Source organism: Anaerobutyricum soehngenii (assembly GCF_009697165.1).
In the GTDB taxonomy this organism is placed as follows: Bacteria; Bacillota; Clostridia; order Lachnospirales; family Lachnospiraceae; genus Anaerobutyricum; species Anaerobutyricum soehngenii.
Genome location: NZ_VULP01000038.1, coordinates 14,986 through 29,017, shown reverse-complemented (window position 1 = coordinate 29,017; position 14,032 = coordinate 14,986). Strand labels below are relative to the sequence as shown.

10 protein-coding genes and 1 riboswitch are annotated in these 14,032 nt (G+C 39.0%); of the genes, 6 read left to right on the top strand and 4 right to left on the bottom strand.

Going from position 1 to position 14,032, the window contains the following annotated elements; genetic code table 11:
* Window positions 1–284: hypothetical protein (locus tag FYJ25_RS14475; RefSeq protein WP_205677399.1), on the bottom strand; the 284-nt coding region annotated here is incomplete at its 3' end.
* A 205-nt stretch (window positions 285–489) separates the two neighbouring features.
* Complete coding sequence (locus FYJ25_RS13280) at window positions 490–702, bottom strand: DUF6465 family protein (protein ID WP_096239717.1); 213 nt, start codon at window positions 700–702, stop codon at window positions 490–492.
* Between the two features lie 199 nt (window positions 703–901).
* On the opposite strand from FYJ25_RS13280, the gene hisH reads away from it, so the two are divergent.
* A complete protein-coding gene (hisH, locus tag FYJ25_RS13275) occupies window positions 902–1,507 on the top strand; it encodes an imidazole glycerol phosphate synthase subunit HisH (RefSeq protein WP_021907364.1) in 606 nt (201 codons plus the stop codon).
* A gap of 12 nt (window positions 1,508–1,519) precedes the next feature.
* A complete protein-coding gene (gene hisF / locus FYJ25_RS13270) occupies window positions 1,520–2,278 on the top strand; it encodes an imidazole glycerol phosphate synthase subunit HisF (protein ID WP_154581498.1) in 759 nt (252 codons plus the stop codon).
* Between the two features lie 509 nt (window positions 2,279–2,787).
* Here the strand turns inward: hisF and FYJ25_RS13265 are convergent.
* A complete protein-coding gene (locus FYJ25_RS13265) occupies window positions 2,788–4,188 on the bottom strand; it encodes an alanine/glycine:cation symporter family protein (RefSeq protein WP_154581497.1) in 1,401 nt (466 codons plus the stop codon).
* A gap of 236 nt (window positions 4,189–4,424) precedes the next feature.
* Window positions 4,425–4,522: riboswitch (glycine riboswitch) on the bottom strand.
* Window positions 4,523–4,916: 394 nt separating this feature from the next.
* On the opposite strand from FYJ25_RS13265, the gene FYJ25_RS13260 reads away from it, so the two are divergent.
* The 4 genes from FYJ25_RS13260 to abc-f all read left to right on the top strand — a co-directional run bounded on the left by FYJ25_RS13260 (window position 4,917) and on the right by abc-f (window position 9,460).
* A complete protein-coding gene (locus FYJ25_RS13260; protein ID WP_096239723.1) occupies window positions 4,917–5,939 on the top strand; it encodes an XdhC family protein in 1,023 nt (340 codons plus the stop codon).
* 41 nt (window positions 5,940–5,980) lie between these two features.
* Window positions 5,981–7,000, top strand: a complete 1,020-nt coding sequence (locus FYJ25_RS13255) for a molybdopterin-binding protein (RefSeq protein ID WP_096239725.1) — start codon at window positions 5,981–5,983, stop codon at window positions 6,998–7,000.
* Window positions 7,001–7,070: 70 nt separating this feature from the next.
* A complete protein-coding gene (gene moaC, locus FYJ25_RS13250) occupies window positions 7,071–7,559 on the top strand; it encodes a cyclic pyranopterin monophosphate synthase MoaC (RefSeq protein ID WP_096239727.1) in 489 nt (162 codons plus the stop codon).
* 2 nt (window positions 7,560–7,561) lie between these two features.
* Complete coding sequence (gene abc-f, locus FYJ25_RS13245; protein ID WP_147607486.1) at window positions 7,562–9,460, top strand: ribosomal protection-like ABC-F family protein; 1,899 nt, start codon at window positions 7,562–7,564, stop codon at window positions 9,458–9,460.
* 129 nt (window positions 9,461–9,589) lie between these two features.
* Here abc-f and FYJ25_RS13240 read toward each other — a convergent pair whose 3' ends face one another.
* Window positions 9,590–13,816, bottom strand: a complete 4,227-nt coding sequence (locus FYJ25_RS13240) for a 2-hydroxyacyl-CoA dehydratase (RefSeq protein ID WP_154581496.1) — start codon at window positions 13,814–13,816, stop codon at window positions 9,590–9,592.
* Between the last annotated feature and the right edge of the window lie 216 nt (window positions 13,817–14,032).

Sequence of the window (14,032 nt, the reverse complement as noted above, 5' to 3'; positions counted from 1 at the left end):
AAACTTGAGAACGAACCTGCCACCGAGCGCGTTGTCTGAGCGGTAGCGAGTTTAGCGCGAATGGCGTTTCCATAAACGTTCGAAAGTTGAGTATCAAAACGCAAGTCGTCTGCGATTATGCCATAGGGCCCACGCTTGTTCGTAAAAATATGGCAGCGATTCCATGCAATGCATGAATCCCTGCCATAGGGTAGGGCTGTTTTTGGTGCGACAGCCCCAACAAGAATGCCGGGGCATCCTTGAACCAACCATTTGAATGTCAATCCTTTAGAATTTAATTCCATGGATAGCCGTATCCCTCTGGAGAATTCCCATTCTTACCAGCTATGGATTTGCGATAGTCAGAAAAAAAGAAACAATACCATATCCCAGATGCGGCTTCGGAGCGTGTTTAAGATGCGGACGAGCATCTTAAACACAGCGACTACAGAGCAGATGGGATATGGTATTGTTTCTTTTTTTCGTCTATACCAAATCTACAGATCAGTATTATTCATATAGTGGAAAACTTCCGGATTCTTCTTCGTTGAATACGTAGTATACGGCGTTCTCTTCTGGTTTCAGGTATAAATCCATCGTTTTTAAATCTTTAACTTTACGGTCTTTATTACCTGCATCTACCCAGACTTTTTTTGCTTTTGCAATAACCTCTTTGCTTTCAATCTGGTTTCCTGCAAATTCTACATTATATGTTGATTTCATTTATGTATCCCCTTTCCTGATTGGAATTATTATAATGTACTATTGTTACAAATATCATATAACAAATCTTACCAAAAATCAATGATGAAATTTCGACAAGGAATGAAGGTGGAGATTTGAATTTTTTATAGATAAATCTTGCAAAATAAATGTTTTTCAACTAGAATAAAAAGGAATGAAGTACAGGAGGATGAAGAAGATGGTTGCAATTATCGATTATGATGCCGGAAATATTAAAAGTGTAGAAAAAGCATTATTGCATCTTGGAGAAGAGGTAATAATCACACGTGATCGTGAGCAGATTTTAAATAGTGATAAAGTTATCTTGCCGGGGGTCGGGGCATTTGGAGATGCCATGGAAAAGCTTCGCTCATATGGACTTGATAAAGTGATTTACGAAGTAGTAGAGAGAAAGATTCCATTTTTGGGGATTTGTCTTGGGTTGCAGCTTCTTTTTGAAAAAAGTGATGAAACACCAGGTGTAAAAGGCCTTGGGATTTTGCCGGGAGAGATTTTAAGGATTCCGGATAAAGAGGGGATTAAGATTCCGCATATGGGATGGAATTCTGTTAAAATAAAAGAAAATGCAAGGATTTTTAAGGATGTCCCACAGGACTCGTATGTCTATTTCGTACATTCTTATTATCTAAAAGCAGGAAGAGAGGAAGATGTAGCGGCAACGACAGAGTATTCTACATTAATTCATGCAGCTGTGGAACATGACAATGTATTTGCCTGTCAGTTCCATCCAGAAAAAAGTAGTGAGATTGGTCTGAAGATTCTCAAGAATTTTGTGGAGTTATAAAAGGAGATAGATATGTTTACAAAAAGAATTATTCCCTGTCTTGATGTTAATGACGGCAGAGTAGTAAAAGGTGTGAATTTTGTTAATTTAATCGATGCTGGAGATCCGGTAGCTATTGCAGAAGCATATGATAAGGCCGGGGCAGATGAACTTGTATTTCTCGATATAACAGCATCTTCTGATGCAAGAAATACCGTAGTGGATATGGTGCGAAAAGTGGCAGAAAAGGTTTTCATTCCGTTTACTGTTGGTGGAGGAATAAGAACAGTAGATGATTTTAAAGCAATTCTTCGTGAAGGAGCAGATAAAGTTTCTGTCAATTCAGCAGCAATTATGCGACCGGAACTAATCAGCGAAGCAGCAGATAAATTTGGAAGCCAGTGTGTGGTTGTTGCTATTGATGCAAAAAGAAGAAAAGATGGCGGCTGGAATATTTTTAAAAACGGTGGAAGAGTGGATATGGGGCTTGATGCCGTAGAATGGGCGATGAAAGCAGAAAAGCTTGGCGCAGGAGAAATTCTTCTTACTAGTATGGATTGTGACGGAACAAAAGCAGGTTATGATTTAGAACTGACACGTATGATTTCAGAAAATGTATCAATTCCGGTTATCGCTTCCGGTGGTGCAGGAACAAAAGAACATTTTTACGATGCATTTAATGAAGGTAAAGCAGATGCAGCATTAGCAGCATCTTTATTTCATTTTAAAGAATTGGAAATAATGGACCTGAAAAAATATCTTAGAGAAAAAGAAATTTCAGTAAGGATATAATTTGCAGGGAGTGAGACAGACGCCGCTGAAGGGAGATTACTTAACTGAATTTCATGGAGATTTCTAACGAAAAGAGAATTTTTATAAATTTGATTTTGTTCCGTTGTGCTAAACGCTCCATTTTGCCTCAAAAAACGAAAACTTCGGAAAAAGGAGTCCGAAGTTTTCAGAGTCAAAATTTTGCAGCACAAAGTCACAAAATGCAATATTTATAAAAATTCTCTTTTCGTTATTATAGTTTCTTGACAATTCAGCAGGAAGCTCTATTACAGCGGCTGCCTGCCTTATCCCACCGAACAGTTGAAAAACAATGGACAATCCCCTCTTTCCCACAGACAAAAATACGGATTTCATCTGGAGCCAAAGAACGTAAAAACCAGAAATATTATATAGACTAAAATGTGATGTCGGAGCAAGTAAAAATGCCGGTCAGGCATTTTCTGCGCCGCGACTATCTTCACATTTTAGTCTATATAATATTTCTGGTTTTCGTTTCCTTAGCCCATCAATCAGAATTTTTGAAAATACTTTTTCGTTTCGGCCACAACTACACCATTTAAGGCAAGAAGGGCAATCAGGTTTGGAATCGCCATAAGACCATTTACAATATCTGCGATTGTCCATACAGCAGAAACAGTCATGTATGGTCCGATAAATACGCAGGCAATGTAGATCCAGCGGTAAGTACGAACTACTTTTTTATTGTTTCCTGTAAGATAGTCAAGACATCTTTCACTGTAGTAGTCCCATCCGAGAATAGTAGTGAATGCAAAGAATACAAGGCAGAGCATTAAGATAAAAGCAGATACCCTTCCAGGGAAAGGAAGTCCAACCTGAAATGCTCTTGTTGTAACAGCAACACCTTCAAGTCCCTTGTCCCAGCTTCCAGTGATGACAATAGAAAGACCAGTCATTGTACAAATGATGATAGTATCAATAACTGTACCGAGCATAGATACAAGTCCCTGTCTTACTGGTTCTGTAGTCTGTACAGCGGCAGCAGCAATTGGTGCACTTCCGATACCGGCCTCGTTAGAGAAAATACCGCGGGCAATACCTTTTTGCATAGCAAGCATCATAGCACCAAGAGCACCACCGGCAACCGCACGCATACCAAAAGCACTCTGAACGATTTCTACAACAGCGCCAGGAATCGCTTTATAGTTAAGGATTAAAATTAAAACAGCGGCAATGATGTAAGCGACAGCCATAAATGGAACAACAACCTGTGCTACAGCAGAAATTCTTCGAAGCCCTCCGATGATAACAAAAGCAACGAAAATAGTTAAAATAATTCCGGCAATAACTACTGTCCAGGAATATTCTCGTCCAAATAACTGTACAGTCCATGCATTGTTTGCATCAAAGAAATTATTTACCGCACTGGTAATACCATTGATCTGTGAGAAGGTACCAATACCTAAAAGACCTACCATAACACCGAAAACAGCAAAGATTTTCGCAAGCCATTTCCAGTTTTCGCCCATACCTTTTTCTATGTAATAAAATGGTCCGCCGACAATATGTCCATCGTCTGCAACCGTTCTGTATTTGATGGCGAGAAGACATTCGGAGTACTTTGTAGCTGTACCAACAGTGGCAGCAACGATCATCCAGAAAAGTGCACCCGGTCCGCCGGCAACGATAGCCGTAGCAACACCAACGATGTTTCCGGTTCCGATCGTAGCAGAAAGAGCGGTACATAATGCTCCGAAACTGGAAATTTCTCCATGTTCTCCGTCCGTTTCATTAGAGAACATGTACTTAAAAGCGAGGATAAGTTTACGAACCTGAATACCTTTTAAACGGATTGTCAGAAAGATACCGGTTGCCAGAATCATGACGATTAACGGGACACCCCATACTAAATCGTCAATCTTTGTTAAGATTGTGTTGATTGTTCCAAACATATTACTTGTTTTGACAGACTATGCCTGATTGCATGAAAGGCATAATTCTATCTTTCCTTTCTTAATAGATTTTTCTGTGTGAAATACAATATGAATAACCATATTACAATTGATTCTCCTGAAAAATCATCTCGGAAAAGGGGAAACTGCCTTTGCAAAGTAAGAATCTACAGTTTTCTAAAGACACAAAAAGGACTGATACCCATCATCAGCCCTCAAAAGAGTTAAACATGCATTTATAGTGCCCTGTCCTTTTGCCTGAGAGATTAGCAGATATACTGCCGTACACCTTCGGCGCTTTACATCGCGGTAAAGACTCTCCAGAGAGTAATGCTGTATTGTTATATAGCAAACAATACTAAAATATCATAAAATAAAAAGTATTTCAATATGTTTTTTTAAAAATGCAAGAATATGCAGGTAAAATTGCAAAATATTCAAGTCGAGCAGCCGCGAGACTTGGCCGTGATTCTGGTCAGCGTAAGCTGACATATTCTTTACAGAATCACTGCGCATCCTCGCGGAGCGTTTATCTCAGTCGGAGATTGGCCTCCCACTGAGACAAATTTGCTGTCACTCACTACCTGAAAGGGGTGGGAGTCTTCTCGACTGAGATAAAGTTTTTCTAATCGAGTGATGCAAGAGTAGAACTTGAGATAAAAGAATATTGTTGTTATAATAATGTTATTATAATGTAGAAAGTGAAAATTAAAGGAGACATTTGACAGATGGAAGGACAGTTAAAAAAGAAGCTGATAAAGTATTTATTAGAAGATAAAGTCTGTAATCTTGTGACAGAAATTTTTTCAACAGAAGGAGAGAGTGTTCCGGCACCTAATACAGAAGTTTTTTTGCGAAGAAGTATTATAGAGCCGGCAGAACCTGGATTTTCTTATCAGCCGCTTCTTTTAAAAGAGGAGAATACACTGAGGTTTTTTGAGCCGATTGCGAAAGAAGAACGTCTGATCATTCTTGGAGGTGGCCACATTTCCAAGTATCTATGTGAGTTTGCCGCAAAAACAGGATTTGCTGTCTGGGTGATCGATGAGAGACAGGAATTTGCCAACGAAGAACGTTTTCCGGAGGCAAAGAATGTAATTTGTGGTGAGTTTAAAACTGTGCTTCCGGAATTACATATTAATAAAAATGATTATGTGGCAATTGTTACGAGAGGGCATAGTTGTGACGGGGACTGCCTTTATTATATTTTAACGCATGAAATGCCGGGATATCTTGGCATGATTGGTTCAAAAAGAAGAGTAAGTGCCCAGTTTACGATGTTTAAAGGCATGGGGATTTCAGAAGAAAAAATTGCCCAGGTTCACAATCCGATCGGGCTGCCGATTAAAGGGGTAACGCCGCCAGAAATTGCAGTATCGATTCTTGCAGAGCTTATTTTGACAAAAAGAACGAAAAAGACAGATGGAAAAGTGCAGACGGAATTAGATTATGAAGTGCTTTCAGAGTGGCTTTCACAAAGTCGTCCGTGCGCAATGGCAACAATATTAAAAGCACAGGGATCTTCGCCGAGAAAAGAAGGGGCAAAGATGCTGATTTTTGAAAATAAGTCTATTTTGGGAAGTGTTGGAGGTGGTCTGGCAGAAAGTAAGGTCATTGAAAAAGGATGTGAAATCATCGGAAGCGGAAAGGCTTTTCTATTTCATTTTGTCATGGATGCAGATGTAGCAGCCAGAGTTGGAATGGCATGTGGCGGTACATTTGACATATTGATTGAAGATGTTAAGTTTTGACCCCAACATTATAGCATATAAATATAAAAGAGGAAAAAAGAATGAAATTAATGAAAACACAGGATGCAGTAGGTCAGGTATTGTGTCATGATATTACACAGATTATAAAAGGAGTTACAAAAGACGCTGTTTTTCGGAAAGGACATGTGATTACGGAGGAGGATATTCCCGTATTACTCAGTGTTGGAAAGGATAACGTATATATTTGGGAAAAAGGCGAGAAGAAACTGCATGAGAATGAAGCAGCAGAAATTTTAAGAGAGATGTGTCAGGGAAAGTATATGCATCCGACACCGGTGAAAGAAGGAAAGATTGAGCTGGTGGCAGATATAGATGGGCTGCTGAAAGTAAACAGTGATAAAATCAAAAAAGTAAATAGTATGGGTGAGATGATGATTGCTTCCCGTCATGGAAATTTTGCGGTAAAAAAGGGAGACAAGCTTGCCGGAACAAGAATTATTCCGCTCGTGATTGAAAAAGAAAAGATGGAAAGTGCAAAGGCTGTCTGTGAAGGTCAGACCATTCTTTCGTTAAAACCGTTTGTCCATAAAAAAGTTGGAATTGTTACTACAGGAAATGAAGTATATTATCACAGGATCGAAGATACATTTACCCCTGTAATTAAAGAAAAACTGGCAGAATATGATACGGAAGTGATCGGACAGGTAATCTGTAATGACGATCATGAGAAGATTACAAAAGCAATTCTTTCTTTCATCGAAAAAGGAGCGGATCTGGTTCTTTGTACAGGTGGCATGAGTGTGGATCCTGATGATAAAACACCGCTTGCCATTAAAAATACCGGTGCCAAAATTGTTTCTTACGGAGCACCGGTACTGCCGGGCGCTATGTTTTTATTAAGTTATTATAATGAGAATATTCCAATTGTCGGCCTGCCGGGGTGTGTTATGTATGCAAAAAGAACGATTTTTGATCTGGCGCTTCCTCGAATGATGGCAGATGATAAAATAACAGCAGAAGAACTGGCAGAATTAGGAGAAGGAGGACTGTGCTTAAACTGTTCCGTCTGCACGTTCCCGAATTGCGGTTTTGGAAAATAAAAAAGAAATACGAAAAAATAAAAACAAAAATAGAAGAAAAATATAAGAAAGAAAACAGAAGGGAAAAAACATGGAGTATACGCATTTTGATCAAAATGGAAATGCAGTTATGGTAGATGTGAGCGATAAGATTGAAACAAAGAGAACCGCCGTTGCCAGAGGCTCGATCCGTATGAGCAGAGAATGTTACGAAAAAATAAAAAATCAGGATATGAAAAAAGGAGATGTTTTGGGAGTTGCCCGTATTGCCGGAATTATGGGGGCAAAGAAAACATCCGAATTGATTCCGTTATGTCATATTTTAAATCTTACTTCAGTAACAGTGGATTTTATTATGCAGGAAGAAAGCTGCAGCGTAACGGCAGTATGTGAGGCAAAAACTACAGGGAAAACCGGAGTAGAAATGGAAGCACTGACCGGAGTGCAGATTGCGCTTCTTACCATTTATGATATGTGTAAAGCTGTAGATAAAACGATGGAAATTTATGGTGTTTGTCTGTGCAGTAAATCGGGTGGTAAAAGTGGAGATGTCGTATACCGGCTGCCCGAAGGAGAATAGTAATGCGTTATCAGATTGAAAATGGAACAGTTTCTCTTGGAGGAAAGACAGTTCTTGATCATATTGATTTTTCTGTAAAAGGTCGGGAAAAAGTAGCGGTCGTTGGGCGAAATGGAGCAGGGAAAACGACACTTTTGCGTCTTATCAGTGGGGAATTATCTCTTGACAGAGATGATAAAAACTTTGGAAAAGGAATAAAGACCGATAGAGAACTTTCGATTGGGTTTTTGCATCAGCAAAGTTTTCAGGATGTAGAAAAAACGGTAGAGCAGGAAATCATATCTCTTATTAATGAAGAGGATATTTTTTCGAGAGAGCGGTATTATTTTGAAAAAGAATATGACCGGATATTTACTGGATTTGGATTTCAAAAAGAAGATAAAAAGAAAAAGATCAAACAGTTTTCCGGTGGAGAGCAGACAAAGTTAGCACTTATCAAACTTTTATTATCAAAACCGGATATTTTGTTGTTGGATGAACCGACAAATCATCTGGATATAGCATCTGTAGAATGGCTGGAAGAGTATCTGACTTCCTATGAGAAGGCAGTCATTATGGTTTCACATGATCGTTTTTTTGTTGATCGCACAACAGAAATTATTTATGAACTTGCCGATGGAAAGCTGACACGCTATGTTGGAAATTATACAGAATATAAAAGACAAAAAGAAAAGCAGCGGGAAGTGCAGCAAAAAAAATACGATGCACAGCAAAAAGAAATTGCGAGACTAAATGAACTGATTGAAAAGTTTAAACATAAGCCGAAAAAGGCATCCATGGCTCGCTCAAAGAAAAAAGTATTAGAACGGATGCAGCGGGTGGAAAGACCTGATAAAGAAGAGGCATATGTTTTTAAAGAAAAGTTAGAACCGATTACATTGGGAGCTAAAAATGTATTAGAAACAGAGCATTTAAAAATTGGATATACAATAGAACATCCGATTAAAGAACTCACTTTGCGAATACGACGAGGACAAAAAATCGCTGTTCTTGGAGCGAATGGAGCGGGAAAGAGTACATTTTTCAAAACAATTATTGGAGAACTGCCTCCAATTTCAGGAAAATACGTGATTGGGAATGGAATTATGACAGGATATTTTGACCAGCATTCAGGAGAAATATCTTCGGAAAAAAGAGTAGAAGAATATTTTGGAGAATGTTTTCCTAAGTTGACAGAAAAAGAAAAACGTCAGGTTTTGGGAAAGTATTTATTTCGTTCACAAAAAGCAAATATGAAAATATCTGATTTGTCCGGAGGGGAAAAAAGCAGGTTAGTATTAGCTGAAATTCTTGAAAGTCGTCCAAACTTTCTGGTGCTGGATGAACCGACAAATCATATGGACCTGCCGGCAAAAGAAACGATGGAATCTGCATTTGCAGCGTATACCGGTACGATGCTCTTTATTTCCCATGACAGATATTTTGTCAGTAAAGTTGCGGATGCCCTTTTATTATTTGAAGAAGACGGAGTAAAGTATTATCCGTTTGGCTATGAACATTACCTTCATATGTTAAAGAAAAAAAGAGAGGGAACCCAGACGTGGGCGGAGGTAGTAGAAGCAGAAAATACAGCGTTAGTAGAAGGACTTTTCGCTGTGCCATCAAAAGAAAGGCATCAGACTGCAAGATTTAGTACAGAACAATCCTATACAGACTGGCAGCTGGCTCTTGCAAAAGAAGAGCTGGAAAAGTATGAGATACAGCTTGAAAAACAGCAGGAAGAAATAGAATCAGCAGAGCAGACCGTTACTTTTGAAGAGTATCAATCGGGTAATTGGAAAATAAAAAAAGAAGAATTGCAAAAACAGTTTGAAAAAATAGAAGAAGAATACCAGGAACAATGTCTGATCTGGTATGAAAAATGGCAGGAATATGAAGAAGCTTTTCTTGACTATGTTTAAAAGAAGGAAAAGTGAAAAGAAAAAAGGAAAAAAGAAAAAGTGAGTTTTACATAAAAAAGCTATATATCCTCTGTACGCTTTTGAAGCACAGGGGGTATATAGCTTTTTTATTTTTTAAAAATTTTTATTTTAGCAATCAGTATTTAACTTTTTTTGTGCTGTTGCTAACATCAGTTTGATTCGATTGATCTGGTTTACTTCACTTGCTCCCGGATCGTAATCAATTGCTACAATGTTAGATTCTGGATATTTACGGCGAAGTTCCTTGATAACGCCTTTACCAACAACGTGGTTTGGCAGACAGGCAAAAGGCTGGGTACAGACAATATTTGGTGCGCCCTGTTTGATAAGCTCAACCATTTCCCCGGTTAAGAACCATCCTTCTCCGGTCTGATTACCGAGCGATACAATAGGTTTTGCGTATTCGGCAAGCTCTTTAATATGAGGTGGTGCAGTGAAACGCTCGCTTCGCTCTAATTCTTTTCGAAGGAAACCTCGATAAGCCTCCAGTGCAGAAATTGCCATATTACATAACTTAGCAGCCTTAGTAGACTTTCCAAGGTACTCTGCCTTAAAATTACTGTTATAGAAAGAGTAGAACATAAAGTCTAATAAATCAGGCATTACTGCTTCCGCTCCTTCTTCCTCTAAAAGTTCTACCAGATGATTGTTTGCATCCGGAAGGAATTTTACAAGGATTTCTCCAACGATACCAACACGAGGTTTCTTTTCATCGGTAATTGGCAGTTTGTCAAAGTCATGGATGATTCCACGAATATTTTTCTTGAATTCACCGTAACGTGCCTTTTCAAGAGATTTAATACAACGCTTCTTCCACACTTCGTGTAAGTGGTTCGCAGAACCTTTTACCTTCTCATATGGGCGGACGCGGTAAAGAACACGCATAAATAAATCTCCGTAGATAACACCCTGGAGTGCACGAACTAAGAGCGCAGGTGTAAACTTAAATCCTTCATTCTTTTCGATTCCCTGTACACTTAAACTGATAACCGGAATCTGACCGTACCCATTCTTTTCTAATGCACGACGGATGAAGCCAATATAGTTCGTTGCCCGGCAGCCGCCTCCTGTCTGAGAGATAATAACCGCCGTTTTGTTGAGGTCATACTTACCGGAAGTTAAGGCAGTCATGATCTGGCCGACTACGATAAGAGATGGATAGCAGGCATCGTTATTTACATATTTTAAGCCGGTATCTACAGCCTGTTTTCCCATTTCCGGTAGAATTTCTACATGGTATCCGCAGTGACGGAAGGCAGGAGCAAGCAGGTCAAAATGAATTGGAGACATCTGTGGGATCAGAATCGTGTAATCCTTCTTCATTTCTTTTGTAAACTCTACTTTTGTAATATTTGCCGGAACCGGATGTGGCTCGATGTGCTTACGATTTCTGATCTTTACCGCAGCAATCAGAGAACGGATACGGATTCTGGCAGCGCCTAAATTGTTAACCTCATCAATCTTAAGGACAGTGTAAATACGTCCGGAATTGGTCATAATATCATTTACCTGATCTGTTGTTACAGCATCAAGACCACAACCGAAAGAGTTAAGCTGAATAACTTCAAGCTGTTTATTCTTCTTTGCATAGTTTGCAGCGGCATACAGACGGGAATGATACATCCACTGGTCAGATACGATTAACGGACGTTCTACATGACCTAAATGGCAGATAGAATCTTCACTTAATACGGCGATGCCGAAAGAGTTGATCAGTTCTGGAATACCATGATTAATTTCCGGGTCGATATGGTATGGACGGCCACAGAGGACGATACCCATTTTACCGGTTTCAGCAAGGTAAGCAAGAGTTTCTTCTCCCTTTGCCTGTACATCTTTTCTTACTTGAGAAGCTTCTTTATATGCTTCTTCAACGGCATGGTTAATTTCTTCTTTTGTCACATCAAAATGTTTTGATAATTCATCGTACAAACGTACTTTTAAAGCTTCTTCGTTATCAAGTGCCAGGAATGGATTCATAAAGAGAACATCCGGGTCACGAAGTTCTTCCATGTTATTTTTAATGTTTTCTGCATAAGAAGTTACAATAGGGCAGTTATAGTGGTTGTTAGAGCCCTGCATTTGATTCTCTTCATAAGGAACACAAGGATAAAAAATAGTGTGGATTCCTTTTTGCAGTAACCACATAACATGACCATGCGCGATCTTGGCAGGATAACATTCAGACTCACTAGGAATGGATTCAATACCAAGCTCGTAAATCTTTCTGGATGACTTTGGAGAAAGCATAACCTGGAAAGAAAGATTTGTAAAAAATGTATGCCAGAATGGATAATTCTCATACATGTTCAATACTCTTGGAATACCGATCACACCACGCTTTGCCTCGTCTGGTTTTAAAGATTTATATCCGAAAATACGTTTATATTTATATTCATAAAGGTTTGGTACATGTTCGTGATTTTTTTCAAGACCAAGACCACGTTCACAACGGTTACCGGAAATGAATTGACGGTCGTTGTTAAACTTATTAATAGTAAGAATACAGTGGTTGTTACATCCCTGACAGCGGCTCATGGAAGTAGTGTATTCAAGATGGATGATCTCATCAATAGAGAGCATCTTTGTATCACCCGTTTCATCTTCTCGCTCTCTTGCGATTAAAGCAGCACCAAAAGCGCCCATGATACCGGCAATATCCGGACGAACAGCATGACAGCCGGATATACGCTCAAAACTGCGAAGAACCGCATCATTATAGAACGTACCACCCTGTACGACGATTTTTTTACCAAGCTGTTTTGGATCAGTAAGCTTAATTACTTTTAATAAAGCGTTACGGATAACGGAATAAGCAAGACCGGCAGAAATATCACCAACACTTGCCCCTTCTTTTTGTGCCTGCTTTACTTTGGAATTCATGAACACAGTACAGCGTGAACCTAAGTCAATTGGAGACGGGGCAAACAAAGCAACCTTGGCAAAATCAGCAACAGAATAATTTAAGGACTTCGCAAAAGTTTCAATGAAAGAACCACATCCGGAAGAGCAGGCCTCATTTAAGAGAACATTATCTACAGCGTGATTGCGGATCTTAATACATTTCATATCCTGACCGCCGATATCTAAGATACAGTCTACATCCGGTTCAAAGAAAGCAGCGGCATAATAGTGTGCCATCGTTTCTACTTCTCCATGATCAAGCTGTAATGCGGCTTTGATCAATGCCTCACCGTAACCGGTAGAACAGGAACCGGAAATCTTAGCAGAAGGAGGAAGAAGTTCTTTTAACTCCTTCATCGCACGAATCGTTGTGTTTAATGGACTTCCGTTGTTATTATCATAGAAACGGTATAAAAGAGAACCGTCCTCTCCGACTAAAGCAAGTTTTGTTGTTGTGGAACCGGCATCAATACCAAGATAGCATTTGCCGCTGTATGTAGCTAAATCTGCCTTTTTTACTTTGAACTGATTATGCTCTTTAATAAATGCATCATATTCCTGTTCATCTTTAAAAAGAGGTTCCATACGTTCGACTTCTACAGCAAGCTTTATATCAGATTCGAATTCTTTTAAAAGCTCATCCATTGTAAAAAAGCATTCTTCCTTTGCATTAAGAGCAGCGCCCTTTGCAGCAAAAAGATGAGAATATGGTGGGTCTATAATATGTTCTTCATCTAGATTCAAAGTACGGATAAAAGCATTCTTTAATTCCGGCATAAAATGAAGAGGTCCGCCGAGAAATGCAACGTAACCTTTGATCGGCTTACCACAGGCAAGACCACTGATCGTCTGGTTTACTACTGCCTGAAAAATAGAAGCAGCAAGATTCTCTTTTGTAGCTCCTTCATTAATTAAAGGCTGAATATCAGACTTTGCGAAAACACCACAGCGGGCAGCAATCGGATAAAGCGTATCGTAATTACGGGCATATTCATTAAGACCGGTAGCATCTGTCTGTAAAAGGCTGGCCATCTGGTCAATAAAAGAGCCGGTACCACCGGCACATACACCATTCATACGCTGTTCAATTCCGTTATTAAAATAAATAATCTTGGCGTCTTCACCGCCAAGTTCAATTGCAACATCTGTTTTTGGCTCATAGTCCTGCAATGCATTTGCCACACAGACTACTTCCTGACAAAACGGAATATGTAAATACTCTGAAATAGACATTCCACCAGAACCGGTTACCGTCGGATGAATTGTCAGATTCCCAAGTTTCGCTCTGGCTTCAGATAATAAAGTTTGTAATGTTCCTTTAATATTTGCAAAATGTCGTTTGTAATCTGAAAAAAGGATAGTATGGCTCTCATCAATGACGGTTACCTTAACTGTAGTAGAACCAATATCAATTCCTAATGCGTGTTTCATGATTAATCAATCATCTCCTTTAGTAAAATGTGTATTAATAATAATGTGTATTAATAATAAGGTAAGTAATTTTCCAAATATCCAAACTATTATAAACGAGTTGGACGTAAAATACAACAAATTTTGAAAAAAGATTCCGAGTGTACCTATTTGGGTATGGCGGGAACATCTTTTGTAACAGCATCATATTTTATAATTGAGGAAGTAAAAAGGAAG

What these genes read in the sequence shown, in the direction of transcription:
- abc-f (WP_147607486.1), top strand. Translation starts at nt 7,562, where the DNA reads ATGCGTTATCAGATTGAAAATGGAACAGTTTCTCTTGGAGGAAAGACA.
- FYJ25_RS13260 (WP_096239723.1), top strand. Translation starts at nt 4,917, where the DNA reads ATGGAAGGACAGTTAAAAAAGAAGCTGATAAAGTATTTATTAGAAGAT.
- FYJ25_RS13265 (WP_154581497.1), bottom strand. Translation starts at nt 4,188, where the DNA reads ATGTTTGGAACAATCAACACAATCTTAACAAAGATTGACGATTTAGTA.
- FYJ25_RS13280 (WP_096239717.1), bottom strand. Translation starts at nt 702, where the DNA reads ATGAAATCAACATATAATGTAGAATTTGCAGGAAACCAGATTGAAAGC.
- hisF (WP_154581498.1), top strand. Translation starts at nt 1,520, where the DNA reads ATGTTTACAAAAAGAATTATTCCCTGTCTTGATGTTAATGACGGCAGA.
- FYJ25_RS13255 (WP_096239725.1), top strand. Translation starts at nt 5,981, where the DNA reads ATGAAATTAATGAAAACACAGGATGCAGTAGGTCAGGTATTGTGTCAT.
- hisH (WP_021907364.1), top strand. Translation starts at nt 902, where the DNA reads ATGGTTGCAATTATCGATTATGATGCCGGAAATATTAAAAGTGTAGAA.
- FYJ25_RS13240 (WP_154581496.1), bottom strand. Translation starts at nt 13,816, where the DNA reads ATGAAACACGCATTAGGAATTGATATTGGTTCTACTACAGTTAAGGTA.
- moaC (WP_096239727.1), top strand. Translation starts at nt 7,071, where the DNA reads ATGGAGTATACGCATTTTGATCAAAATGGAAATGCAGTTATGGTAGAT.